This is a genomic window from Bacillus sp. AK25 (genome assembly GCF_048270685.1).
Taxonomy (GTDB): domain Bacteria; phylum Bacillota; class Bacilli; order Bacillales; family Bacillaceae; genus Bacillus; species Bacillus altitudinis.
Map to the genome: position 1 here is coordinate 813,516 of NZ_JBLUWC010000001.1, position 25,067 is coordinate 838,582.

At 41.6% G+C, this 25,067-nt stretch carries 31 protein-coding genes; 19 read left to right on the forward strand and 12 right to left on the reverse strand.

The window, feature by feature from the left end; genetic code table 11:
- Positions 1-7: 7 nt before the first annotated feature.
- Positions 8-1,723, forward strand: a complete 1,716-nt coding sequence (locus ACNO7B_RS04045; protein ID WP_046342983.1) for an ABC transporter ATP-binding protein — start codon at positions 8-10, stop codon at positions 1,721-1,723.
- A 250-nt stretch (positions 1,724-1,973) separates the two neighbouring features.
- On the opposite strand, the gene ACNO7B_RS04050 is transcribed toward ACNO7B_RS04045, so the two are convergent.
- The gene (locus tag ACNO7B_RS04050) at positions 1,974-2,300 is read right to left on the reverse strand and encodes a YnfA family protein (RefSeq protein ID WP_017358827.1); all 327 of its coding nucleotides are present in this window, start codon (positions 2,298-2,300) and stop codon (positions 1,974-1,976) included.
- A 354-nt stretch (positions 2,301-2,654) separates the two neighbouring features.
- On the opposite strand from ACNO7B_RS04050, the gene ACNO7B_RS04055 reads away from it, so the two are divergent.
- The 6 genes from ACNO7B_RS04055 (at position 2,655) to ACNO7B_RS04080 (ending at position 6,487) form a co-directional block, all read left to right on the forward strand.
- A complete protein-coding gene (locus ACNO7B_RS04055) occupies positions 2,655-3,221 on the forward strand; it encodes an RNA polymerase sigma factor (RefSeq protein ID WP_008341682.1) in 567 nt (188 codons plus the stop codon).
- Positions 3,218-3,976: an anti-sigma factor gene (locus ACNO7B_RS04060; RefSeq protein WP_060832184.1), complete on the forward strand. Its 759-nt coding sequence runs from the start codon at positions 3,218-3,220 to the stop codon at positions 3,974-3,976. Before ACNO7B_RS04055 ends, ACNO7B_RS04060 begins: the two co-directional genes overlap by 4 nt.
- 99 nt (positions 3,977-4,075) lie before the next feature.
- Positions 4,076-4,573 (forward strand): hypothetical protein, encoded by a 498-nt coding sequence (locus tag ACNO7B_RS04065; protein WP_417901226.1) that lies wholly within the window; start codon positions 4,076-4,078, stop codon positions 4,571-4,573.
- 89 nt (positions 4,574-4,662) lie between these two features.
- Positions 4,663-5,670 carry a zinc-binding alcohol dehydrogenase family protein gene (locus ACNO7B_RS04070; protein ID WP_410685307.1) on the forward strand — a complete coding sequence of 336 codons (1,008 nt, stop codon included), beginning with the start codon at positions 4,663-4,665 and terminating at the stop codon, positions 5,668-5,670.
- A gap of 13 nt (positions 5,671-5,683) precedes the next feature.
- Positions 5,684-6,211 carry a YfiT family bacillithiol transferase gene (locus tag ACNO7B_RS04075; protein WP_410685306.1) on the forward strand — a complete coding sequence of 176 codons (528 nt, stop codon included), beginning with the start codon at positions 5,684-5,686 and terminating at the stop codon, positions 6,209-6,211.
- A gap of 12 nt (positions 6,212-6,223) precedes the next feature.
- Positions 6,224-6,487, forward strand: a complete 264-nt coding sequence (locus ACNO7B_RS04080; protein WP_060780894.1) for a hypothetical protein — start codon at positions 6,224-6,226, stop codon at positions 6,485-6,487.
- A gap of 37 nt (positions 6,488-6,524) precedes the next feature.
- On the opposite strand, the gene ACNO7B_RS04085 is transcribed toward ACNO7B_RS04080, so the two are convergent.
- Positions 6,525-7,004: a MarR family transcriptional regulator gene (locus ACNO7B_RS04085; protein WP_008341672.1), complete on the reverse strand. Its 480-nt coding sequence runs from the start codon at positions 7,002-7,004 to the stop codon at positions 6,525-6,527.
- A 168-nt stretch (positions 7,005-7,172) separates the two neighbouring features.
- Here ACNO7B_RS04085 and mprF point away from each other — a divergent pair, with 168 nt between their 5' ends.
- The 3 genes from mprF to ACNO7B_RS04100 all read left to right on the forward strand — a co-directional run bounded on the left by mprF (position 7,173) and on the right by ACNO7B_RS04100 (position 11,191).
- Entirely contained in the window at positions 7,173-9,743 is a 2,571-nt protein-coding gene (gene mprF / locus ACNO7B_RS04090; protein ID WP_410685304.1) for a bifunctional lysylphosphatidylglycerol flippase/synthetase MprF, read from the forward strand.
- 93 nt (positions 9,744-9,836) lie between these two features.
- Positions 9,837-10,385, forward strand: coding sequence for a thioredoxin family protein (locus tag ACNO7B_RS04095; RefSeq protein WP_008341670.1), 549 nt, complete (start codon positions 9,837-9,839; stop codon positions 10,383-10,385).
- 338 nt (positions 10,386-10,723) lie between these two features.
- Positions 10,724-11,191, forward strand: a complete 468-nt coding sequence (locus ACNO7B_RS04100; RefSeq protein WP_007496690.1) for a thiol-disulfide oxidoreductase DCC family protein — start codon at positions 10,724-10,726, stop codon at positions 11,189-11,191.
- 35 nt (positions 11,192-11,226) lie between these two features.
- Here ACNO7B_RS04100 and ACNO7B_RS04105 read toward each other — a convergent pair whose 3' ends face one another.
- Positions 11,227-12,483 carry a transcriptional regulator gene (locus ACNO7B_RS04105; RefSeq protein ID WP_008341668.1) on the reverse strand — a complete coding sequence of 419 codons (1,257 nt, stop codon included), beginning with the start codon at positions 12,481-12,483 and terminating at the stop codon, positions 11,227-11,229.
- 270 nt (positions 12,484-12,753) lie between these two features.
- On the opposite strand from ACNO7B_RS04105, the gene ACNO7B_RS04110 reads away from it, so the two are divergent.
- A complete protein-coding gene (locus tag ACNO7B_RS04110) occupies positions 12,754-13,341 on the forward strand; it encodes a nitroreductase family protein (protein WP_024720283.1) in 588 nt (195 codons plus the stop codon).
- Positions 13,342-13,374: 33 nt separating this feature from the next.
- Here the strand turns inward: ACNO7B_RS04110 and ACNO7B_RS04115 are convergent, their stop codons facing one another.
- The 3 genes from ACNO7B_RS04115 to ACNO7B_RS04125 form a co-directional block, all read right to left on the reverse strand.
- Positions 13,375-13,530: a YfhD family protein gene (locus ACNO7B_RS04115; protein ID WP_008341997.1), complete on the reverse strand. Its 156-nt coding sequence runs from the start codon at positions 13,528-13,530 to the stop codon at positions 13,375-13,377.
- A 61-nt stretch (positions 13,531-13,591) separates the two neighbouring features.
- The gene (locus ACNO7B_RS04120) at positions 13,592-13,702 is read right to left on the reverse strand and encodes a YfhE family protein (protein WP_017358836.1); all 111 of its coding nucleotides are present in this window, start codon (positions 13,700-13,702) and stop codon (positions 13,592-13,594) included.
- Between the two features lie 52 nt (positions 13,703-13,754).
- Complete coding sequence (locus ACNO7B_RS04125) at positions 13,755-14,651, reverse strand: TIGR01777 family oxidoreductase (RefSeq protein WP_417901227.1); 897 nt, start codon at positions 14,649-14,651, stop codon at positions 13,755-13,757.
- Between the two features lie 95 nt (positions 14,652-14,746).
- On the opposite strand from ACNO7B_RS04125, the gene recX reads away from it, so the two are divergent.
- Both recX and ACNO7B_RS04135 read left to right on the forward strand, forming a co-directional pair.
- Positions 14,747-15,538, forward strand: coding sequence for a recombination regulator RecX (gene recX, locus ACNO7B_RS04130; protein WP_417901228.1), 792 nt, complete (start codon positions 14,747-14,749; stop codon positions 15,536-15,538).
- A 3-nt stretch (positions 15,539-15,541) separates the two neighbouring features.
- Entirely contained in the window at positions 15,542-15,856 is a 315-nt protein-coding gene (locus ACNO7B_RS04135; protein ID WP_058214319.1) for a YfhH family protein, read from the forward strand.
- Between the two features lie 23 nt (positions 15,857-15,879).
- Here the strand turns inward: ACNO7B_RS04135 and ACNO7B_RS04140 are convergent, their stop codons facing one another.
- On the reverse strand, positions 15,880-16,053 hold the full coding sequence (locus ACNO7B_RS04140) for a YpzG family protein (protein WP_003217811.1): 174 nt from the start codon (positions 16,051-16,053) through the stop codon (positions 15,880-15,882).
- A gap of 25 nt (positions 16,054-16,078) precedes the next feature.
- Positions 16,079-16,228 carry a small, acid-soluble spore protein K gene (locus ACNO7B_RS04145; protein WP_003217849.1) on the reverse strand — a complete coding sequence of 50 codons (150 nt, stop codon included), beginning with the start codon at positions 16,226-16,228 and terminating at the stop codon, positions 16,079-16,081.
- A gap of 116 nt (positions 16,229-16,344) precedes the next feature.
- Between ACNO7B_RS04145 and ACNO7B_RS04150 the strand changes: the two genes are divergently transcribed.
- The 4 genes from ACNO7B_RS04150 to ACNO7B_RS04165 all read left to right on the forward strand — a co-directional run bounded on the left by ACNO7B_RS04150 (position 16,345) and on the right by ACNO7B_RS04165 (position 21,127).
- A complete protein-coding gene (locus ACNO7B_RS04150) occupies positions 16,345-16,617 on the forward strand; it encodes a YfhJ family protein (RefSeq protein WP_017366871.1) in 273 nt (90 codons plus the stop codon).
- Positions 16,618-16,918: 301 nt separating this feature from the next.
- Complete coding sequence (locus ACNO7B_RS04155) at positions 16,919-17,902, forward strand: glycosyltransferase family 2 protein (protein ID WP_017366872.1); 984 nt, start codon at positions 16,919-16,921, stop codon at positions 17,900-17,902.
- An 87-nt stretch (positions 17,903-17,989) separates the two neighbouring features.
- Complete coding sequence (locus tag ACNO7B_RS04160) at positions 17,990-20,584, forward strand: YfhO family protein (RefSeq protein ID WP_417901229.1); 2,595 nt, start codon at positions 17,990-17,992, stop codon at positions 20,582-20,584.
- Positions 20,585-20,632: 48 nt separating this feature from the next.
- Positions 20,633-21,127 (forward strand): DinB family protein, encoded by a 495-nt coding sequence (locus tag ACNO7B_RS04165; RefSeq protein WP_417901230.1) that lies wholly within the window; start codon positions 20,633-20,635, stop codon positions 21,125-21,127.
- 4 nt (positions 21,128-21,131) lie between these two features.
- On the opposite strand, the gene ACNO7B_RS04170 is transcribed toward ACNO7B_RS04165, so the two are convergent.
- From ACNO7B_RS04170 to ACNO7B_RS04180, 3 genes are all read right to left on the reverse strand, one after another.
- Complete coding sequence (locus tag ACNO7B_RS04170; RefSeq protein WP_017358844.1) at positions 21,132-21,554, reverse strand: regulatory YrvL family protein; 423 nt, start codon at positions 21,552-21,554, stop codon at positions 21,132-21,134.
- Positions 21,555-21,621: 67 nt separating this feature from the next.
- A complete protein-coding gene (locus tag ACNO7B_RS04175) occupies positions 21,622-22,785 on the reverse strand; it encodes an oxalate decarboxylase family bicupin (protein ID WP_008341972.1) in 1,164 nt (387 codons plus the stop codon).
- Positions 22,786-22,879: 94 nt separating this feature from the next.
- Positions 22,880-23,044, reverse strand: coding sequence for a YvrJ family protein (locus ACNO7B_RS04180; protein WP_073204399.1), 165 nt, complete (start codon positions 23,042-23,044; stop codon positions 22,880-22,882).
- 166 nt (positions 23,045-23,210) lie between these two features.
- On the opposite strand from ACNO7B_RS04180, the gene ACNO7B_RS04185 reads away from it, so the two are divergent.
- Together ACNO7B_RS04185 and rsoA are read left to right on the forward strand one after the other, a co-directional pair.
- Positions 23,211-23,813 carry a sigma-70 family RNA polymerase sigma factor gene (locus ACNO7B_RS04185; RefSeq protein WP_216943077.1) on the forward strand — a complete coding sequence of 201 codons (603 nt, stop codon included), beginning with the start codon at positions 23,211-23,213 and terminating at the stop codon, positions 23,811-23,813.
- Positions 23,761-23,982: a sigma-O factor regulator RsoA gene (rsoA, locus tag ACNO7B_RS04190; RefSeq protein ID WP_216943078.1), complete on the forward strand. Its 222-nt coding sequence runs from the start codon at positions 23,761-23,763 to the stop codon at positions 23,980-23,982. The genes ACNO7B_RS04185 and rsoA overlap by 53 nt, the downstream gene beginning before the upstream one ends.
- An 18-nt stretch (positions 23,983-24,000) precedes the next feature.
- Here the strand turns inward: rsoA and ACNO7B_RS04195 are convergent, their stop codons facing one another.
- Positions 24,001-24,981: a metal-dependent hydrolase gene (locus ACNO7B_RS04195; RefSeq protein ID WP_012009332.1), complete on the reverse strand. Its 981-nt coding sequence runs from the start codon at positions 24,979-24,981 to the stop codon at positions 24,001-24,003.
- Positions 24,982-25,067 lie beyond the last annotated feature (86 nt).

Here is a 25,067-nt window from a genome sequence, read left to right on the forward strand (position 1 = left end):
CTGTCAATTGTTAAAGCGTTTCTTCTCATACTACAAACCATATATGGGGCTGTTTATATTAGATTTTTCCTGTGCGGTACTGGCAGCCTTACTCGAATTATCCTTTCCCCTTGCCATCAGTAAAGTGATGGACGATTTGCTGCCAAACGGTGATTGGGATGCCATTTGGTTTTGGGGCATTCTGCTCCTCGTTTTATACGTGATCAGTTCTACGATGCATTATGTCGTGACCTATTTTGGGCACAAATTAGGCATTAATATAGAAACGGATATGAGGAATCAGCTATTTTCTCATGTACAAAGAATGTCCTTTCGCTTCTTTGACAAAAAGAAAACGGGAAAACTTGTGTCCCGTATGACAAATGATTTAATGGATATTGGAGAAATCGCGCATCATGGCCCGGAGGATTTATTTATCGCTGTGATGACACTCACAGGTGCCTTTGGTTTGATGCTGTCGATTAATTGGCAGCTGGCGGTTCTCACATTTATTGTCGTTCCATTCTTGATCGGATTATCCGTCTACTTTACGAAAAAAATGTCTGCTGCTTTTGATAAAATGTTCTCGAGTATTGGTCAATTCCATTCACGTGTGGAAAACAATATTAGTGGCATACGAGTGGTGAAAGCATTTGGAAATGAATCACATGAAATGGACCGATTTATTGAACATAACGAGCAATTTAGAAAGACAAAGCTAACCACATATCAAATGATGGCTGTGCATACCGCTGTTAGTCATTTTCTTATTAAGAGTGTGACAGTGTTTGGCCTTGTATGCGGCGCATGGTTTGTGCTGCAAAAAAATATGACGTATGGGGAATTTGTGTCATTTGTACTATTAACAGGCATCTTCTTAGGCCCCATTCAACAAATCAATGCAGTCATTGAAATGTATCCAAAAGGTGCAGCGGGCTTTAAAAGATTTGCATCACTCATCGATCAATCGCCAGATGAAAAGGATGCGGATGATGCCATTGAAGTTGATCAGTTAAATGGAGATATCGTTTTTGAGCATGTGTCTTTTCAATATGAATCAGACAAACCGGTTCTTCATGACATCAATCTTGAGGTGAAACAAGGAGAGACCATTGCGGTCGTAGGTCCCTCTGGTGCTGGGAAATCGACGCTTTGTAGTTTGCTGCCACGTTTTTACGAATGGCAGGAGGGTACCATTACAATTGATGGCATAGAGACAAGAAAGATGACACTGCCTTCGCTGCGGAGACAAATTGGTGTCGTCCAGCAAGATATTTATTTATTCCATGGGACCATCCGAGAAAACATTTTATACGGAAAACTCGATGCATCTGATGAAGAAGTGTGGCAGGCAGTGGAGAAAGCCCAACTGAAGGATCTTGTAAATAGCTTGCCAAATGGGCTTGATACGATCATCGGTGAACGCGGGATGATGTTATCTGGCGGACAAAAACAGCGTATCTCCATTGCACGTATTTTCCTTAAAAATCCGCCAATTTTTATTTTAGATGAAGCCACTTCTTCTCTGGATACGGAGACAGAATCCTTTATTCAGGGCTCACTTGAAGAACTATCTGAAGGACGAACCACGTTTATTATTGCGCATCGCCTAGCGACCATCCAGCATGCTGACCGGATTGTGGTTTTGACAAAAGAGGGCATCAAGGAGCAAGGCAGGCATGAAGACCTGCTGGAAATGGACGGCATGTACCGGCGTTTGTATGAAACACAGTTTAGAATGTAAAAGAGGAAAAGCCGGCATATTGCCGGCTCAGCGTGTAGACAAACCCTCGCATTCGGTGTCAGTCCTGCGCTTCGGTGCTCACGAATGTCAAATTCGCTCCGCGCCGATGCTCGTCCTTCCTAGACTGCAAAGGTTTTCTATCACGCTGAAAAGAAGACAAAGGGCTAAAATAAAGTTTATTTTAGCCCTTTGTCAACAATCTGAAGCCGGCATATTGCCGGCTTTTTAGCGTGTGATCATCATTCGACCATTAACTGCGGGGGGCAAATAACATCACACTGACACCAGCTAAACAGATCAAAGCACCCATCCAGTCATAGAAATCAGGGGTTTTGCGATCGACCCACCAGCCCCAAAACACAGCGAGAACGACAAAAACACCGCCATAGGCCGCATAAACCCGCCCAAAGGTCGGGAACTGCTGGAATGTAGGGATGACGCCGTAAGCGACCAAGATGAGGCTACCTGCGATTCCGTAGCTGACGGGTTTTGCTTCACGCAGCCACAGCCAGACAAGATAACCACCGCCTATTTCAGCCAGACCAGCTAATAAAAAAAGAACAATCGTTACAATCATTTTCGGACACTCCAGTTCTCCTGTTTCGTTCTATTATGACATGATGAAAGGATGCGTTCTACCTGATGTAAATTGAGAGACTAATGAGAGTTTGCTAAAATCAACTGAACAGTGAATGAAACACATGCATTCTTGACTTTCCTTGAGGTGGGTGATCCAAATGGTCAATCCCTCCGTTTAGTAAGTACATTCTCATGAGGAACACATTTCCTTTTTCAGTGCTCTTTTTTTCTCCTTGAAAAAAGAGTAAAGTACAAAGGAGGCTGATCTCAGCAATTTGAGTGATGAGCCATACGTGAAGATTTCATGATGAATGCATAATGCTCTTTCTCATGAAAAAGGAAGGAGATGACCATGGACACACTGAAGGATTTTGAGCTGTATCACAAGATCAAACATGATCGACACAAGCCCTCGCTTGAAATATTGTATGATCGCTATGAACGTGTGTTATATTCGTTTATTTATAAAATGACTGGAAACCGTGAGCTGGCGGAGGAAGTGCTTCAAGAAGTCTTTATCAAGCTCTGGCGCGGCATAGGAGAATACAATACAGATAAAGGGAAATTTTCCTCATGGTTATTTATGATGTCACGAAACACGGCAATCGATCTATTAAGGAAACACCGAAATGAAACAGCTCTTGAAGATGAGCATATTGAATACTTGGCAGATCATCAAGAAGATGTGTCAAAAGAAGTAGAATGGAACGAAGAAAAACAAATCATACGTGAAGCAGTATCAACATTGTCGAAAGAACAGCAAACCATCATCGAAGATGTCTATTTTAAAGGAATGACACAAAAGAGCATTGCGGAAAAACTAGGCATCCCTATTGGAACGGTGAAGGGAAGAGTTCGATTGTCATTGAAGCATTTACGAACGAAACTGTCTCGCGGAGGAAAGGAGGAAGAGGCATGACTCAGTGTAAACATCAAGTCATTGATTACTTTAACGGGCATTTACAAGGAGAAGAAAAGGCGCAGTTTGAAGAACACATCAAACATTGCTCGGATTGCAAAGAAGAGCTTGAAGAACTGACATCGCTCATGTCTGATATTCCGTTTCTAGCAGAGGACGAAACGCCTCCGGCAGGGATGAAAGACCGCATTTTATCAAGAGTATTTGAAGAAGAGATACGAGAGACAACAATCGCTGCAACATCGAACCCGCCTCAAGATCTCAAAATAGTGCGTGATGCAAATGAGATGAAACCGCCAATGAAGAAGAAAAATCAATGGCTTTTGCCTCTCGTTGCCGCACTGCTTCTCATTTCTGCAGCTGGGAACGTGTATTTCTTAACAAATGGAACAGATCAAGCAGAAGAATCTATCAAAGTTGTTGCGACAAAATCACTGGCATCTGCCGAATCAGCAAAAACAACGGGTGCTTTTTCAGTGATTGAGCATCACGGCAAAAAAGAGCTTGTCGTGAGTGCCGACGGATTAAAAGGCCAGCTTGATTCATCAGCTGTTTATCAAGTATGGCTCATTAAAGGAGATCAGCCCGTTCCGGCCGGTGCCTTTAAAACAGATAGCAAAGGAGAGGGCACCGTCACCTATGCGTTATCTGAGAAAGAAGCAAACGAATCATGGGATACGGTGGCTGTCACCCTTGAACCAAAAAAGGATAACAAGCTTCCGCAAGGCCCTGTCGTACTGAGTGCTGCATTTTAAGCTTGATTCATGAAGGATGCCTTTTTCAGGGCATCCTTTTTTGATAGGCAGAAGAAACCTTATGACAAATGAGACGTACTACATATAGAGGTGAGACACATGCAGCGATACATAGAAAAACAACTATTTCTCTTATCAGCTAGACACGCATTTACCGCATTTTATTTTTTGGTGATCCCATTCATTATAAAAGACCTTTTTGAATCAACTCCTTTATTTATGGTCATGATCGCTCTTTTTATCATTCATCATCTAGTGACAAGTATCGTATGGTTTTATAAATCAAGAAACATTCGAAAGCGTCAATCAGGTGACCTAACAAAACGGGGACATTTCGTTGTCCAGATCGTGCAGAGGCTCGAACAGCTCATGATGCTCGGTTTTGTGATGTTATTGATCAGTGGATCGATGCAGGGAGACATTGTGACGCTATTATTCACAATTTTTCTGTTCATCGTCGTTTTCTTGCAGCACATTCAGTTTTATTATGTTCAGTACTTTTTTAAATCGAGCGGCTGGTTCACCTATGTCCTCTCTTTACAAAAGGCTCGTCCTTCTTACATCGTGAGGGAACGAAGGGCTTTGAAGAAATCCTAAATGTGCAATCCCTTGCTGACTGATCCATCAGCATCAGAAATGTATGATAAAATGTGGAAAAGAAGCATGGAGAAAGGGAGTGCGAGCGAGTGAAAGCAGTTGGATTATTTGAGTATTTGCCAATTGAGCATGAACAAAGCTTGATCGATCAGGAGGTGGCAAAGCCCAAAGCAGCTGACAGAGATATTTTGGTGAAAGTAGAGGCTGTGTCGGTGAATCCAGTGGATACAAAGGTGAGGTCACCGAAGAATCAGAAAGAAGATGAATTGAAAATTCTTGGCTACGATGCAAGCGGTACGGTAGTGGAAGTGGGCGAAGCATGTACGTTGTTTCAGCCGGGTGACCACGTCTATTACGCAGGAGATATCACGCGACAAGGCTCAAATAGTGAATACCAGCTTGTGGATGAGAGAATTGTGGCGAAAAAGCCTGCAAATCTCTCTTTTGCCGAAGCAGCTGCCATGCCTCTTACAACAATTACGGCATATGAAGCGCTATTCGACCGAATGCATATGAAGCGGAATGCAGAAGGCTCGACCTTGCTGATCATCGGTGGAGCAGGCGGAGTGGGCTCTATCGCCATTCAACTCGCCAAATTAGCAAAGGCGACTGTGATCGCCACTGCATCAAGACCTGAAACAAATGAATGGTGTCTCTCATTAGGGGCTGATCATATCATTGACCATCACCAGCCGCTCTTAGCGCAGCTTCGGGAAAAAGGGATTGGCGAAGTGGATTACATTTTATGCTTAAATGATACAGATGGTCATTTCAAAGGGATGGCAGAAGCGATTAAACCTCAAGGGACGATCTGTACCATTGTTGAAAATCAGCACCATTTAGACATTCAATTACTCAAAAATAAAAGTGCTGCATTTGTATGGGAATTCATGTTCACACGGCCGATGTACAAAACCTCGGATATGATGAAGCAGCACGAGCTTTTAAAAGAAGCGAGTACATTATTTGAAGAGAAGAAGTTAAAACATACATTAACAAAGGTGCTCAGCCCCATCAATGCCACCAATTTGAAGCAAGCACATCAAACACTTGAGCAAGGGAAGATGATAGGTAAATTTGTTCTAGAAGGATTTTAAGGAGGGACAGCAGATGACATCATTACAATATCCGATTGGCTTATATGAACCGGTGGACCAACAAACGAAAAAGCAGCTGGAGGCATGGATTGATGAGCTGGCACTCATTCCTCAAAAGTATGAAGAGGCAGTTGTCCCATTGACAGATGATCAGCTGGATACCCCATACCGGCCAGGTGGATGGACTGTTCGTCAGCTCATTCACCACGTAGCGGACAGCCATCTGAACGCTTACTTGCGATTTAAGCTTGCGCTGACAGAAGAAACACCGCACATACGTCCATATGATCAGGAGGCATTTGCTTCACTTCCTGACAGCAAGGCGCCTATCAGTCTATCACTGCCGTTAATCAACAGTCTGCATCGCCGATGGGTCACATTACTTCGCGAGATGACAGAGGAAGATTTCAACGCTGCATATTACCATCCAGCCGATCAACAAACGGTGTCCTTATATGATGCAACAGGAATGTACGTCTGGCATTCACAGCATCATCTCGCCCATATCACGGAATTAATCAAAAGAAATCATTGGAAGTAAAGGAGTCAACACATGTCTAGTAGAAGAATTGTCGGCGCTATGTTTATCTGCATGGCGGCATTGTTTTATATAGCAAAATTCGTTTTGTTTGAGATTCGTTATGGTGGAAATGTAGGCGCAGAAAGAACGATCGAGGAACTGGAAGATATACTCCCAGGCGGTACGTGGATCAGCATCATTTTTCTCATTATTGGTTTAGGTTATCTCTTGTGGGATGACAGGGAAGTCATTCGTCAGTATCTTTTGAACCCAGATAGACAAGGAAAAGAAGAATGAAAAAAGACGGACCTCAAGTGACCGTCTTTTTTCCTTTTTAGCCACGTTCGGGACGAAGTGCTTTTTCTAAAATAGCTAGACCTTCATTGACTTTTTCTTTTTCCTCGTCATTGAGCCGTTGCAGGGAATTTTTAATTTTTTCATGCCCTTTTTGATAAATACTTCTGAAAATATTTTTCGCTTCCTCTGTCAATTCTACGACAATGATTCGACGGTCACGCTCAGAATGCTTTCGTTCCACAAAGTTCGATTGTTCTAACCGATCAAGCAGCCCTGTCATATTGGACAAAGAAGCCCCCATTTTTTCAGCAATTTCGGACACCTTAAGAGAGCCATGGTTATTGAGCAGCATGAGCACCTTCATTTGAGGCATACTCATATCCAGCTTCATCCATTCAGAAACATCTCCAAGTCCTGCAGCAGTGAGCACTTTCATATACAGCACCCATGTCTTTTTTTCCTCAGGAGATAGGATTTCCTCTTTTAATACGGTGGTGTCATGAATATTATATTCCACGCTTGTTCACTTCCTTTAAGCGGCTCTTTTCTTTATATTACTGATTTTTACTTCTAATTGAAAGTATCATGAAGCTTTTGAATGTTAAACTGCATGAATTAAGTGGTATTTGTTGTATAATAATGGTCAGTTGAAATTAATGAAGCAACTTAGAAAGTTGGGAAAAACATGTGGAACAAAAAAACGGGTATGACGATCTTAAAAATGCTCTTTCCGATCGTGATCATCCTTGTCTTAGTTTTTGTCGCCAAGCAGGAGCTGAGCGGCCTTTCCATTAAAAAGACGTTTTATATTATTGACAGCTTGAATCGAATGGACTTGTTTATTCTTGTCTTTCTTGGACTTGTCGCTGTTTTATCCATGTCCTTATATGATTTTATTTTAAGAAAAAGCCTTGATATGCCCATCAGCGGCTGGAAAACGATCCGTATTTCTTGGATCGCCAACTCCTTTAATAGTGTACTTGGATTCGGTGGTTTATCAGGAGCAGGGCTTAGAACGCTTCTATACAAGGAATACATAACTGATACGAAAAAACTGCTGAAAGGCATTGCCCTTTTAACATCCTCTGTTCTGCTGGGCTTATCTATTTTCAGTGATTTGATTTTAGTTAGGGTCCTGCCAGTTGAAAGTATTATTAGTCAGGAGCCGTGGTTATGGGCATTTGTCATTATTTTTGCCTGTATTGTGCCCATTTACATCATCATGGCGTCCATTCGAAAAAGCTCGATTGAGAGCGGTGAAAACGGACTGAAGCACCCGATCTATGCTTATATTGGTGCATCGTTTTTAGAGTGGCTGGCAGCTGGTCTTGTCATGTACATGGCTGTTGTCTCTATGGGGATGAACGTTGATGTCCGTATTGTATTAGGCGTCTTTGCGATTGCGTCAATCGGCGGTTTAATCAGTATGGTTCCGGGCGGATTTGGTTCGTTTGATCTGATCTTTTTACTCAGTATGCAATACATTGGGTTTGATAAAGAGATGGTGCTGACAGCGCTTGTCTTGTACCGCTTCGTTTACTCCATTTTCCCGTTTATTCTTGGACTTTGTCTAGCGGCATACGATTTAACTGGAACAACACTCAGGCGTCTTGAAGGCAATCCGAGAATGGCGCCTGCAATTGAAACAACAAACGTCTTAATTGTTTTGCACCGAGCTCTGCTCATCCGTTTATTGTACGGATCTTTGTCCATTTTAACGTTTGGAAGCGGTTTGCTCATTATGGCTTCCGTTGTGCTTCCTGTTGATCGTTTAGGTGTGATTACAACCATTCCACGCTTTTTGTTATCAGGATTTAATGGTCTTTCTTTAATGTTCGGGATCATTTTAATGATTTTGTCCATTGAAGTGTATAAAAGAACAAAACGGTCTTATCTATTGACAATGATTGCCCTAGCAGGCGGCTTTGTGTTTACTTTACTAAAAGGGTTTAACCTGAGTTTGATCTTTATATTGCCGGTCATCATGGTGGTATTTTTCTCGCTTCGAAATCAATTTGTGAAGCAGCAGGCCCCTTATTCTTTGAATCAGTTTGTGGCGGCCGCCGCCGGATATTTACTCGTGTTGTTTAACTATAATGTCATTGGGAACTTCATTTGGATGAAAATTGGTCATTTTCTAAGCAAGGACTATTTGGTTCATAATGAACGGCATATCACGATGACCAGCATGATTGCTTTAATTGGCGTCCCTCTTTTCTTTTTCATTAGCAAATTGATTTTTAATAAAAAAGCAGTTCCAATCGGCGAAGAAGCCGATGAAGAAAAATTAAAAACTTTTCTCGAAGAAAAGGGAGGAAATGCTCTTAGTCATCTAGGTTTTTTGGGAGACAAAAAACTGTTTTTCTCAAGTGATGGAGAGGCGATGCTTCAGTTTGGCCGGATTGGCCGCTGCGTTATTGTGCTTGGAGATCCTTCTGGGCGTAGAACCTCTTATCCGCTTGTACTGGAAGAATTTTTGGAGCAGACAGAAAAAGCAGGCTATCGTGTCGCTTTTTATCAAGTAGAACGTGAAGGAATGGCGCTTTATCATGACCTAGGTTTTCACTTCTTTAAGCTTGGAGAAGAAGCCATGGTCGATTTAGAAACGTTCTCTTTGTCAGGAAAGAAAAAATCAAACTTACGGGCTGTCGCAAATAAATTTGAACGAGAAGGCTATACGTTTGAAATGCTGGAGCCGCCCTTTTCAGAGGAATTGATTTCAACCTTAAAACAAATCTCTGACAGCTGGCTGGGCAAGAAAAAAGAAAAAGGATTTTCATTAGGCTATTTCCATGAAGACTACCTTCAAAAAGCACCGATTGCGATTTTAAAGGATGAACAAGGGCAGATCATATCTTTTGTGTCCTTAATGCCGATGTACCAAAAAGGAGAGATATCCATCGACCTCATGCGTCATATGCATGATGCACCGAACGGGATGATGGATGCACTCTTTATCCACCTTTTTCAATGGGCGAAAGAAAAAGGCTACACATCCTTTAACATGGGAATGGCGCCATTATCGAATGTAGGCACGTTCCACCAGTCCTTTCTGACAGAACGTTTGGCGAGTGTCATCTTCAATAACGTCAGATATATGTATAGTTTCAGCGGCTTACGGTCGTTTAAACAAAAATATAAACCAGAATGGCGCGGAAAATATTTAGCGTATAAAAAGAATACATCACTGCCTGTCACAATGGTGCTCGTCACTAAGCTGATAGGAATGGACCCAAATCGAAAACGGCGTCCATAAGTCCAAAGAACCTTTACCTTTCACTAGGTGAAGGTTTTTTTAGACAAAAGAATAGCAAAAGTGGTAAAGTTGAAGGGTAAGGGGGATGTTCACATGACACTAAATGAATGGTTTACAAAGGGATTAGCTGAACGTACATATGTACACAACATGGAGAAAAACCGTGAAAACTTACTCACGGTGTACAACCAGTACGCAATTCATCAAAAGGAAAAAGAGCTGCTTCAAAAACTTCAAAAGAAAAAACTGAGAGCGCTTGTGATCACGGCAGATTGGTGCGGCGATGCGATGGTTAATGTACCTATTTTCATGCGTATTGCAAATGAAGCACTGATTGATGCGCGCTATTTCATTCGGGACGAGCACCTTGACCTGATGGATCAGTATTTAACGAACGGGACCGCAAGATCGATTCCGATTATCGTCATCATTGATCAGGACGGGAAAGAAGTGGGGAAATGGGGACCTCGCTCAGCAGAAGCTCAGCGCTTTGTCGACGAGAAAAAGCCGGATAAAGATGCACCCGATTTTGAGGAAGCATTTAAAGTGTTTGCGAAAGAAGCCGCACATCACTATACGACAGATCGTTACTTATGGAAAGATATTGAGAAAGAAATAGTAGAAGTTTTGGCAAAAATATAAACCAAAAGACTACTTCGCCGCAATGGGAAGTAGTCTTTTTTTATCTTGTTTTTGCGTTTCACCTACAAAACACCGCATAAAGATGTAGAAAAACCGCAGAATTCTATCAAATACCGCAGAAAACCGCAAAGCATCACGATTTTCCCAACCACTTTTAGTTGAAAAACCTCATATATGCCATGAAATCAGCTATTTTGCCCTTATCTAAAGGCTCATATAACGCACATCGGATGGCTTTTTCCCAATACAAGAGGCCCAGCAACTATAGTAATCTAGTTGTAATCTCCTTTGAACGAACTAAAAAAAATAAATGAAGGAAAAGGGCTGGCGATCAATTTATGAAAAAAATCATCTATCTCGATCAAGAAAAAAAGAAGCTCGCTGAATCAAAGAAAAGAGAACAGCGTTCCATCAAATCACTCAGACTGCTTGTGTTTTATGACGGACAAAGTCCTTCATGTGCAAAAGCAATTGACCTGTTGAAATCACTCGATTGGAAAAACCGAATTCACTTTGAATCATTTAGACACTCACAGCTGCTGAGACTGAATAAAATTAGTGAAGAGAAGGCAGAGAAACGAATCGTGTCTATTTCCTTAGCAAAAAATCAAAAAAACTCAGGGATTTATACGTGGCTAAGAATGGCTTGTCACATCCCTGCATTATGGGGAACGGTCCCATTCATTGTACTCAGCATTTGGCTTGGCTTTGGGCAGCATGCTTACGATTATTTTGCGAGAAAACGGTACATTCATTCTGTCGAACAAGTCACCCGTCCCGATACAGATCAACAAAAGACCATCTAATCATAGAAAAAGCATGACCTTCGATCGGCAGAAGGTCATGCTTTTTTGTAATACGGGATATATGATGCTAAGTGATCAAGCAGCTTCGTTGTGTAAGACATATATGCACGCTTATCAAGCTCAGAAGCCGCATAGGAAAGCAAGGTTCTAAGAGCAAACAAGTACTCATTGTGGAGCTGATTGTGTTCAAAGTAAGGAATCGCTGCTTCTACTAAATAAGTTTTCAAATCATGAGGATTCTCTTCAATCATCAATTTATAGATTTTAATCATATATAAACAGTTAGGTTGAATACGAGGCTGTTTGAGCAGCTCGTGTATGTATGGAAGCGCCTTTTTGCGATCATATTCCGCATACAATGTCGCGATTTCATAGAGCGTTTCACAGTAACGATCTTCTATCTGTTCTTGATTAAAATAATTGAGTGAATCTAGTAAATAAGGCACAGCGGATGAGAAATCGCCTTGGCGTTTTAAGAGAACCCCGTAATAAAAATAAGCTGTCATCTTAATATAAGCATCAGGGTGAAGCGATGTGTGTAAAATCACCTCTTTTAAATATCTTTTAGCTGTTTGAAAGGCCTTTAATTCCAGTGAGATGACCCCATGAATGAGTGTACAATGAATGACCCGCTTGAAATTATTTTTTTGTCTATACAAATCCATTGCTTGATGTGTGGCCTCAAGCGCATCACCGAGATGCCCCATAGCTCCAAGTGCTTTTGCATAGTGATAATACAGGTCACTCTGTTCAACAGAAGCGTAAGAAAAGCAGCTTTCAAGTCTTTTCAATCCTTCTTCGAGCTGACCGATTTTAATCTGGTGGATGCCATCTAGATATTCAAACGTTTCTTTTTCTGTGTCAATAAAGGTTTTTTCAAACTTCTTAAGCACGCGGTGTGTTTTTAAGGCAAGCTGCTGTTTTTCTGTTAATAAATAAAATTGAAATAAGGACAAATGATACTGAATCCCTAAATCTAGCGAAAAGAACTGTTCCTCGTGATGAATGATCATTTCTGCATTTTGCTCTGCTTGATCGAGCGCATAGAAATACATGTTCATTTGAAACTCATCGAGCAATGACAGCAGGTGACGCGCCTTTTGCGACAGCGTTTCTTGACTAATTCCAAGCCGTTCAAGCAAAAGATTGATCGTATCTTGATTGGCCTCTTTTGAGCCATTTTCAATTTTACTTAAATGAGAGACAGAACAAATTCCTTCTGCCAACTCCGATTGGGTCATATTTTGTTTATAACGATAGAGTTTGATGATTTGCCCAATATTGATTTTCATTCCATCCAGAAGCCTCCCTTCCAATCATGGGTTGAAAGCTTTTTGAAAAAATAGCCGCATGAGACAAAGTGGAAATACCTGAAATCATTTCATCATCTTGGCTTTTTTCTCAAAATTTGTTTAAAACGTAATATGATTGTAACATTACTTGAAAAAGTCAAACAACTTTTTAGCAGAGAGGTGAGGTCCTATTTGCAAACAACACATGATCATGTTTATAATGTGAATGAGAATCAATTTCAATTAAGGTTGATTGAAAGGATGACATATATGCCAGAAACAAAACAACAAACAGAAGCGTTAACGGTTCGAGACGCTGTCAGATATAGACGATCGATTCGAAAATTCAAAGAAACGCCGGTGAGCATTGAGCAGCTTCAGCCATTATTAGAGGACGCAGTCTATGCACCCAATCATAAAATCACGGAACCTTGGCGTTTTTTATATGCAGTGACGGATGAAGCGAAAGAGGTATTTGTTGAGCGGTTTATTGCTTTCTTTAAACGCAACAATCCAGACGCAAAAGAAGAAAAGATCAATCAGTACAGAGATTATTTTTCTAAAGTACCAGCACTTTTACTTGTTGTTCTAAAAGAAGACGAAAATCCAGTTGTGAGAAATGATGATTTTGCCGCTGTGAGTGCGCTCATTCAAAACTTCCAGCTGCTGGCTTGGGATCAAGGAATCGGTATGGTATGGAAGAGCGGCCGTATTTTATACGACAAAGGGTTTCAACAGGATATGGGATTAAAGGAAAACGAACGCTTTGCAGCGATTCTTCACATCGGTTATCCAGAAGAGGTACCTGAGGAAAAGTCACGTCAGAAGGCATCAAGCCTGCTAACTGAAATCAAATAAAAACAGACCTTTTGATAAGGTCTGTTTTTTTACTTATTGTTTTTTGGCACGCTGATCGGCTGCTTTCATACGTGCCATCGCTTTTACGTCATTCGGATCTGCAAGTTCTTTGGAAAATTCAACATATTCGCCATCCGTCTCTTGTGCCGCAAGCTGATGGTTGGATTTTTTGTGTTGGTCTTTTTTCAAAGCTTTTCCCTCCTTTACAAGATCACTTTAGTTATGTGCTTGTAAAAGAGGAATATCCGTTTTATTTGTTTCTTTTTTCTGCTGCTCTTTCCGCTTTTTTGAATTCCTGCTGATACAGAACTTCCTGGGTTTTCTTCAGTTTTGAAGTCGGCTGGTGTTCTTTTTTCTTCATCAAAATCGCCCCCTCATCTCATTTTTAATAGGATGGGTGTTTTTGACAAAATTTATTCCTCTGAATGCAAAATCGCTTCTTTTAGCTCAGGGTGTAAAAATTCATAAGAAGACAGCAGTGCCTTTTTCGGCAGAGCACGTTGGCCTTCTAATACAAGCAATGACATGTCGCCAAGTGCGGTTTTGATGACAAAGGACGGCACCTTCAGCCAGTGAGGGCGATGAAGGACAGATGCAATGGTTTGCCCCAGCTGCTTCATTTGAACAGGATTTGGAGACGTGACATTGAGTGGACCTGATATGTGTTCATGCTCAATGGCATACGCAATAAGATGTGCTACATCCTCAACATGAACCCAAGATACCCATTGCGAGCCAGAGCCAATCGTTCCACCGGCAAACAGCTTGTATGGCAAGGTCATAAGAGGAAGTGTGCCTTTTTCTCCTAGCACTACCCCAAAGCGTGTATAAACCGTGCGAATACCGAGCGCCTCAATTTTTTGACCTTCAGCTTCCCAAAGTTTAGATGTATAACTTAAGAAATCTGTCTCGGCTGGAGGGGCCTCCTCCGTAAAATCCTCTGTCTTGGAAGTGCCATAGATACCGACAGCACTTGCTTGAATGAGCACAGATGGTTTCGATTCCTGCGCTTCTATGATGCGTCTTACTTCTTGCGTTGATTGAAGACGGCTGGAGAGAATGCCTTTTTTTGCTTTGTCCGTCCAGCGTGTGAAAATGGATTTTCCAGCAAGGTTAATCCATACATCAATCGCAGGCAATTCATGTTCAGGCTTAGCACCATCTGTCAGCCACTGCACGTAATGTAAATGATTTTGTTCGGATTCCTTTGGATTTCTTGTTAAAATATATAGATGATGTCCTTCAGCTGCGAGCACCTTTGTGACATGCTGGCCGATAAACCCGGTTCCTCCGGTAATGGCGATATTCAATTGACATCTTCTCCTCTCATATACATACCTATATCTTTCACGATTTTGAATCAGAAGAAACATCCTGACTGTTTGAAAAAAGGAGTGATCACAGGATGCCCTATATTACGAAAATCTCTGCTCAGAAAAACAATACAGAACGCGTGAACATCTTTCTTGATGAAAAGTACGCTTTTAGCGTTGATCTAGATGTGCTCGTCCAGCATGATTTGAAAAAGGGAAAAGAGCTGGACGAAGCCGATATCATAGAGATTCAATTCGGTGATGCAGTAAAAAAAGGATTTCAGCAGGCCGTCGATTATTTATCGTATCGGATGAGATCAGTGAAAGAAGTCACCGATTATTTGACGAAAAAAGACATACCAGCACCTGCTATTAGTGAAATTATACACAAATTAAAACATTATAAGTATGTAAATGATCTTGAATTTGCAGAAGCATATGTAAGCACCCACCGAAAAACGAATAGCAAAGGCCCGTCAGTGCTAAAAAAAGAATTAAAGCTGAAAGGCATAGACGATGACACCATCGAACAAGCACTATCGCAATATCCAAATGATTTGCAGCTAGAAGAAGCAGTGAAACAAGTGCTGAAGCTGGTTAAGAAAGAGAAAAACCGGTCCGCAAAAGAAATTGAACAGCGTATCAAATTGCAGCTTCAGCGAAAAGGATTTTCATTTGATATCATTGATAAAGCCCTTCAAGAAGCCTATGATGGACAAGAAGAGGAAAAGGAAGAAGAAGCCCTTCACCATATGCTTGAGAAGGCAAAACGCAAGGTAGGATATGACGGATCATTTGAGAAAAAAATGAAAGTGAAGCAATTCCTTTACCGAAAAGGCTTTGATCTTGATACAATTGATCACGTTTTAGACAAAGGGGAATGACAGATGGAAAAACGCTATAGTGAAATGACAGAATACGAATTAAAGCAGGAGATTGCCGCTCTTTCTGAAAAAGCAAGAAAGGCTGAGCAGCTAGGCATTGTGAATGAATTTGCCGTGTTGGAGCGGAAAATTGACATGGCGAAAGCCTATTTATTAGATCCAGCTGCTATTCAGACCAAAACGACTTATCACATCAAAGATACAGACGAGCAGTTTTATGTGGAGTATTTAAATGGTGTTTTTGCTTGGGGCTACAGAGTTTCAGCGCCAAATAAAGAAGATGCTCTGCCGATTTCAATGCTTACGCAAAAGGACTGATCCCTAGAGATCAGTCCTTTTCTTTACTTCGAACGTTGTTTACGGACGTTGTTCTGAAGTACGATGTCGTGCTGCGTTTGCTGCGTTTCTCCGTTGACCTGAGAGGCAGAATGTTTAGCATTCGCCCATGGTTGAGGGTAAGCGGTTGTTCTTAATTGAACAAAGTCTTCCATATACGATTTCCCATTTGAACTCATATCTCAAGCACTCCCTTTGGAAAAATTAGCGTTTCCCTGATGCCCTCATACGTTCCTGTGGACGTGTATTCGTCTCACCGTTCGGCCTTTTAGACGCATAAGCATCTGTGGCTCCTGGTTCGCCTTCAAACTTGTGATTCACTTGATTTGGAAAGCCCTTTGCTTTATTACGCATACTGATTCCCTCCAAACAATACAAATCATTTGCGTCTTTTGAAGACGTAAGGGTAGTATATGAAAAAAGAGATTTTTTTAAAAAGGCACTTTCTGCTAGATGAAGGAGGAACCAGTATGGAACAATATTTTGAGCGATTAACCGAACAACTAATGGAAAAAAACAATATGCTCACATATGAAGAAGCACGTACATGGGTAGAGCTCCTTTGGAGTGATTTTGAAACAACCTATGCAAAGGCTGGCCGCAAATATAAAGGACAGGAAACGACTGAACGGATTGTCCGAGAATGGATCGAAAGCTACGGCGCTCAGCTGCATTTATTTCAAAATAAACAATCGAAGGCAAATGAGCATCTGCAACAAAACGACAAAGGGCTACTGCATTAAAAGGGTTGCCCTTTTCACTTCGACTCATCTTTTTCAACAAACAGGAAAATATATAAATGACCAAACAATTTTATGAAACAATACCCAGTCTGTGATCAAAATTACAGGCTTTTTACAATGGATAAACTTAAAATTACATTAAATTCATGTTGGTGAAAATCACTGGAAATAAAACTCTGATATAATGTAACGATTAAGGATACATGAAATTTATGGATAATAAAAAAGGGTTTCGTTTTCTGACAAAAAAGGAATAATGAACATAACAGACTATGTGAAAAAAGTGAAGAGAAGGTGCGATATGGAACGGGAACTGCTCTCTGTTATAATTCCTTCTTACAATGAAGGTGAAAACATCAGACGAATCTTTGAGGCACTCGAGGAAGAGTTTCGCGATTTTCATTATGACTTTGAAATCATCTTTGTGAATGATGGAAGCAAAGACAATACGCTTCAATACATGAGAGAGCTCTCTCACAAAAGTGCAAAAGTCAAATACATTTCCTTTTCTCGTAACTTTGGGAAAGAAGCTGCAATTTTAGCAGGTCTTGAGCATGCAAAAGGGGAAGCTGCGATCATTATGGACGCCGACCTGCAGCACCCAACGTATTTGATTCAGGATTTTGTTAGAGGCTACGAAGAAGGTTATCATCAAGTCATTGCCAAACGAAACCGTAAAGGGGACAGCAAGCTTCGTTCTTACCTATCATCGATGTATTATAAAGTGATGAACAAGGTGGTCGAAGTGGACTTGCGTGATGGTGTAGGAGATTTCCGCTTAATTTCCCGTCAAGCGATCGACGCATTGCTTCAGCTGAAAGAGGGAAATCGTTTTTCAAAAGGCCTTTTTTGCTGGATTGGCTTTGAAGAAAAGGTCATCTATTATGAAAATGTGGAAAGACAGCATGGTGATACAAAATGGTCACTGAAGAAATTATTTAACTATGGGATTGATGGTGTCATTTCCTTTAACAACCGCCCGCTGCGTATTTGTTTTTATACGGGTATTTTGATCTTATTTCTCTCTTTGATTTACATCGTGGCGACCTTTATTCAAATCGTCAGAACGGGCATCATGGTACCGGGTTATTTCACTTTAATCTCAGCTGTGCTTTTCCTCGGTGGTGTCCAGCTCTTGAGTCTAGGTGTGATCGGAGAATACATTGGCCGAATTTACTATGAAACGAAAAAGAGGCCGCATTACTTAATTCAAGAATCAAATGTCATGGAACAAGAGACAAGCTCAAAAAAACAAGACCGAGTGTTAACGCAGTTATTTAAATAACGTGGAGTCAAATAACCGGCAAGCACGAATCGCTTGCTGGGTTGTTTTGTTTCAAAGAACAGTGGATCTTTTGGAGAAAGGATTTAGATGATGAAACGTAGATGGATACTCATTGGAATGTGCCTCATTCTTGCTTTATTAGGCCACTCCTTTTTCTTATATGAATATACGCAAGGCCGATATATGACGGGAGATGGGGATGGCATTTCGCAAATGCTCCCGTTTAAAAAGCTGCTGTATGACGAATATGTCAAAGGGAACTTCTTTTATTCCTATCAATTTGGTCTAGGTGGCGGTACATATACGCAATTAGGTTATTATTTTACAACGTCGATGGTCTTTATGGTCACAGTCGCTGTTGTCTGGCTGTTAAATGCGCTTCACCTTGTACAGTCAACAGACATTCATTTTTGGGCAAATGCTGTTATTTGGCTGAGTGTGATCAAGCTGACAGTCATTCTGTTCATCGCATATCGTGTGCTCCTTTCGATTGTGCAGCATAGGCTGGGCGCGCTCACAGGTGCCGGTATTTACGGACTGTCTATTGTGTACTTTCGGCATCAAACGTTTTGGGAGTTTTTCACCGACAGCATGATGTGGCTTCCGCTCCTTGTGCTCGGGGTTGAACGTATTTTCAAAACAGGCAAGCCGGCTTGGTTTATTGCGGCTTGCAGTCTCATGCTGATCAATAATTTTTACTTTGCTTACATTCACTTTATCTTTTTAGCCATTTATCTCGTCTTCAGATATATGATTAAGCTTCAAAGCGAGGAGCGAGGCTGGAAGGTGTTCTGGACCCTTGCGATCTCTACGTTGTTATCGTTTGGGATCAGTGCTGCCTTTTTTATCCCGTCTGTTTACGGCTTTCTCAATAATGTAAGACCGCCGTATGAACAGGCAATTCCTTGGTTCGAGCTGCATGATCATCTGCTGTTTACAAGCAGGGTGTATTTATTGCCGGTCATCTTTCTGATTTGTCTGTTCCTCGTTCCGCTATACCGGAACAGATGGTTTTTCATGTTCACATCGATCAGTGTTCTGCTGATCATTTTTCACTACAGTCCAAAGATGGCGAGCGTGTTTAATGGTTTTTCTGCACCGCAGTACAGATTTGAATATATTCTTGCTTTTACAGTTGGAGCAGCCGTAGCCATCACCATCAAGCATTTCTCGCAAATTGAGTGGAAGTGGAAAACACGTGCGGTTTTAGGCGCTTGGATTGTATTCCTTCTCGCAGTCACCCTTTCAGAACGAGCAAAGGGAAATATGGATGTTGTTGTATTTACCGGAATAGGACTGCTTGTGATCAGTTTGTTCTTCCTCTCGATACATGCGGGAAAACGTCTGCACCTTCGTCTCTTTTCAGCTGTGCTCATCGTTGTGAGCTTACTGACAGCAGCTGTGTATCAGCAGGGCTACTTATTTGAAAGAAGCAATATTAAGAGCGTATCAGATACGTATCTGAATAGTGAGGCGTATGCTGGACATGAGCAAATGAAGCTCATTCAGCAGATTCAAAGCCGCTCAAAAGAAGATCCGCTTGCCCGGATTGATTGGATGAACGGCGTGCGCAACAACACCCCGTTATTTGAAGGCTTTCAAGGCATGAGTGCGTATTCAAGTATATTGAATCAGCATCTGCTCCATTTCTACTGGAATGACCTGCAAATTGATATGGGACGGGAAAGTGTCAGCCGGTATGCAACAATGGGGGACAGGGCGAATTTATACAGTCTGACCTACGGGAAGTATTATATGAGAGACAAAAGGATGTCTTACTCACCGCCAGCTGATTTCAAGCCAATCTTGGAAAGCGAGCATTATGAAGTGTATGAAAATACACGTCCGCTCCCATTTGCAAGAACAACGAGTACCGTCTATTCAGAAAAGTCACTAGAGCATGCGTCAGCACTTGATAAAGAACATGCGATGTTGCAAGGTGTGATCTTAAACAAAAAAGGAAATGCTGAAATCGACCAATCGCCTGATCGAATAAAGGATACAAACATTCATACTGAACAAGCGGTATACGAAAATGGTGTGCTTGATGTATACGGGAAAACGGGTGGGCTGAAGATCACCCTTCCAGATGATATCGCTCGCGTGGGGGATGTGTATGTGAGTTTTTATGTGAAGCGGACCGACCGAAACGAAGGGTTTCAGTTATCTGTGGATGACTACGTCACATCACGCAAAAGCAATACGTCTATCTACAAAACAGGCGTTAATGACGTGACGATTCGAGTCCCTGCGGAAAAGAATATCTCCATACGAGTGCCAAAAGGGACGTATGAGCTGAGTCAATTAAAGCTGTATCATGAGCCTTACCGCACCCTTGCGCGGGTATCTGAAAAAGAAAAACAGGATGATGGCAGCCAGCAGGTGAAGCTTAAAAATAACCGCTTTACGATTTCTTATGAGAACAAGCGCGGCGATGATTATATGATTCTGCCTGTTCCATATGAAAAAGGCTGGGAGCTCACGGTGAATGGCCATCAAACCGAGATTGAACAAGCCAATTATGCGTTTATCGGTTTTCCAATAGAAAAAGGCAAAAACGAGATCGTGCTAACCTACTATCCGCCTTATATCAGAATACTAGCGTTCATTTCACTGATCAGTTTGATCGCTGCGATTTTATATGCATGGAGAAAACACAAGAAACACCACTTTTCATCATAAGTGGTGTTTTTTTATCTTTCTCATCATTGATACAATCTACATAAAAGCATGAGAATGGGGGAAAACCATTTGACGTTAAACAAAGAATCCATTATTGATCATTATGAACACGCCATTGAATGGGTACAGTCGCTAATGGACGTAACAGACAAAGAATGGCGTAGAGCGATCGTTGATGGAAAATGGAGCATGGCTGAGATCATCGCACATTTTGTCCCGTGGGATGAATTTATTTTACACGATCGCCTAAAGGAATTTTGGAACAATAAAGCGTTACCTCAGGCACCTGATGTGCATGAAATGAACCGGCAGTCAGCCGAAAGAGCAAGAAAGGAAGAGAGAAGCGAGACGATCGGGCGATTTATTGCTGTTAGAACAAAATTGCTTCAAGAAATGAAGAAAATCGAAGCACCTCGCTGGACTACACCCTTTCTGATCGGTCAAACCGAGCTGACGTTATCAAGTTATTTTCAAGGTTTGATTAAACATGATCTCCATCATATGGAGCAGATTAAAAAAGTACTCTCTACAGAAAGACGATAGAGCGTCACGAGGCTTCCTTATCAAACGAAAACGTCGCATAATCAAACAAAAAATGAAATAGCCAAAGACTTAGCGCAAAGAGAATTTCTTCAGAAGTAGTCAGCAAAATGCCGTCAACCAATTCATCTGATAAGTAGACAGCACCCCAAATAAACAAAAGGTGAAATAAGACGGCATAGAAAACGATGGATCTTTTTTTGGACCGACACTTACGAACAAAACACATGAGCACGTGTTCCAGATGTTCAAAAGAGATCCCGAGTACAACGTAGATGCCCATAAACAGAAGCAACGATAAAACCGATTGATAAAAAGCACCCGTCAAATGAAAGAACAGTACACAAAACAACAAAAATATGTAACAGACAGCTGATAGCGCTATCAGGCATTTCACCCCTTGCCATAAAGCGTGAACAGATTGCTGCATGGGTAAACAACACTCCTTTACATGAAGATACCTGCAAAAAGGACAGCCTTTTTGCAGGAAGGTAGAATTAATCCTCTTTTTTAGGTGCAGCGATGACAGGGTGTTTTTCTGTATCAAGCAATTTCAAGAATTCTTCGCCTTGATCTAAATGATCCAAAACAAGCTGTTTCGGTGTAACCGCAAGCCACTGATTGAGCGAGATATCTGCATAATGATCACTCTTGAAGATTTCTAAGAAATAAAGCGGTTCGTCGCCTGTATTTTCTACATAATGCCCCATCGCAAATGGCACATAGCCAACGTCTCCCGCCTGATAGTTGAAGGTTCTCGCATGTCCATCAGAAGCAAACACCGTCATTCGAGCTTTTCCAGAAATGAAATATTGCCATTCATCCGTATTTGGATGCCAGTGCAGCTCACGGATGGCACCTGGATCAACTTTCACAAGAGCGGATGCAATCGTTTTAGACGCTTTAAAATTGGTAGAGTCCGCAATCCACACTTGTCCACCGCTTGACGTAATTGGCTCCTGTTTTAACAGCTCATATTTAAAGGAATTCGGGACCTCTCCTTGCTCTGTTTTCACCTTGTCACACTCAAGGGAACCAGGAATTCCTTTTTGGAAAATATACTTCTCTTTCTCTGGCAGCTTCTCAAATTGCTCCTTTGTCATTCCAAAGTTTTGGAGAACAACTTCCTCTGGGGTATGGGCAAGCCAATCAGTCACTTGGAACGTACTATTTTCAGAGAAGGAACCATCATCAAACACAAGCAAGAATTCCGCTCCCGGTTCAAGTGCTTGAATAGAATGCGGCAAGCCTGAAGGGAAGTACCACAAATCACCCTCTGTTACATCCTCTGTAAAATTGCGCCCCTCTGCATCAACCGATGTAATTCGGGCTTCCCCATAAATCATGTACGCCCATTCCGCTTCCTTATGCCAGTGAAGCTCACGAATCGCACCAGGCTTTAGCCGCATGTTCACAGAGGCAAGACTTTTAGAGATTGGCAGTTCACGCACCGTTACCTCGCGGGCATAGCCGCCTTTTTCTAAACGGTTGTGCGTATCAGAAAAAGAATATTTCATGTTGGGAACCGTTCCATGATCGGTTTCTGGTGGCGTGAGCATATCTGGGTTTTGTCTGTCTCGCTCGAGATTACGTGGAATTTTGACCGTTGCTCCTTTTTCTCCTCGAATCGGCTGCGGTACACCATTTTGCTTTTCACTCATGATAAAATCCCCTTTCAACATCGTATTGTGTGAGGTGACAAAAGGCCTTTCATTTCGCCCTCGTTTTCATAAGGTGAAACGAATCAAGAAGATGTCAATCTGATTCATCATTTTTTTGAGCAGCGACCAATCGTTGGATGAGCTTACTTAATTCATCAAACTTTCGTTCAAAACGTGTCAGCAAATAAACCGTCAAAATGGCAGGAAAGCCAGCCTGACCGAGCTGCTTCAACCATTCCTCCGAAAAAAAGGTCTCCATTTGTCTCACCTCCCAGCGGATGCTCGTCTTCTCTATAAGTGGTATGAAAGAAGAAATAGGAAATTAAAGGGGGAGAAAATGAACCATTAGACCCGTTTTACAAAGTTTACTTTTTTTAACTTTTGTCCACTTAATGCAAGTAGAGAGAACAAAGGGGAGGATGCACATGGATTATCGGCTGTTACTGAAAGCGAAATGGAAGGAGATCATTGATCACCCGCTCATTCAGCAATTTTTAAGCAATCCTAAAAACGAGCAGCTGCTCCGGCAAGTCATGGAAGAGCCAAACGAAGAAAATGCGAAAAAGCTAGATTCCGAGTTCAAACAGTTCTATCAAAAAATCCGCATCATCAAGTATATTTCCACAATGATCCGTATCTTTTCAGTCGACTTTGACAAACGAGTCAAAAAAAAGCAGCAGCGTTTTCCGCTCATACTCGATCATCCTGATACGCAAGAAGTGAAAGACCCTGTTCAAACAGATACGTATGAAGCCGTGATCTTCAACCAGCAAGACTTAGGAGAGCACTTGCAAGACCAAAGGTTGTACAAGGCCTACCAGCAGCTCACAGACAAACAAAAAATGGTCTTAACCCATATTTATGTTGAAGGTCAAACAATGAAAGAAATAGCCGACCGGCTAGGCGAAACGAGACAAAACATCTCAAACATCCACAAAAAAGCGCTCAACAAACTAAAAGAAGAAACAGGGGGAGATGCCCGTGAACGAAGACAAAATCACCAATGGAGAAATGGAAGAACTCATTGAAACCTTCACACCCATGATCAAAAAGAAACTACAAAACACGGCATATCAAGAAAGAGAAGACCTTGAACAAGAACTTTATATCAAACTCATCGAAAAAGTAGACTGGCTGATTTACCAAGAGGGACCGGGCTTTTGGGAGTTTATTGTGGAATATATGACGAAGTTGTAAGCACAAAAAAAGACTCGCTCACACAGAGCCGAGTCTTAATTTTTTTTGCAGTTTTTCTTCACTGAAAATCCAGCCGGTATAGGAGTTTTTGATTTGGTGGTCCATGTCGATATGGCAGATCGCGACAAAAGGATAGTGACCTTTGCTGCGGTAGCGCAAATCAATGAACCGCACTTCATAATGATCTTTGTATTTATCCACTTCCCACCGGTAGACAGGGGAGAAGGAGAGAAAGGCTGAAATGTTTTCATCTTGTTTGGCAATTTTCATAATCTCAGTATCAGGGACCGGCACACGGTTAAAGGTGTCTAAAATGATGATCTCACCATTCATACTGCGTCCAACATGGAAAGAGGATTTACATTTCACGGCAATGCGCCATTGTCTGAACTTCATTGTAGGCGAAATAATAATGTCTTCAATCTCATCGAACCTTGCACGTAGTTGACGTTTAATCTGAAGCTGCATGATGACCCTGACGATATAGTAACAAAAAATCACCGCATACAGCGTAATGAACGTATAGCCAGGATGACCGCCAATCGCCCAAACGACAATGGCGACAAGGTGTGTAAAAAAGATAAACGGATCAAACGTATTAATGATCCCAAGCGCTACCCATTTCTTTGAAAATGGACGAATGGCCTGCGTGCCGTAAGCATTGAAAATATCGACAAACACATGAAGCACGACGGCTAATAGTGTCCATAACCAAAGATGAAGTAAATCCGCCCCCGGCACAAATGGGAAAATCACAGCCGGAATCAGCAATGACCAAAACAGTACGGCCGGAATGGAATGAGTAAATCCTCGGTGATTTCTTATATAAACTGCATTATTTTTTAGTTTTAGCACAGTATCAATGTCTGGTGCTTGGGAGCCGGCAATAGTCGCGATCATCACGGCATGAGCCATGTGTGGATCTGCGCTGACGGCTGGATCTAAAAGCGCAAGTCCCCCAAGAGAAATGCCCATTACTACATGAGTACCAGTGTCCAATTGATTACCTCCTAGTTGTCATGCTTAGGAACAATCATACAAAGTATACGTTTCTCATCAAGACTATGTGCAAAATCACTTTTGCT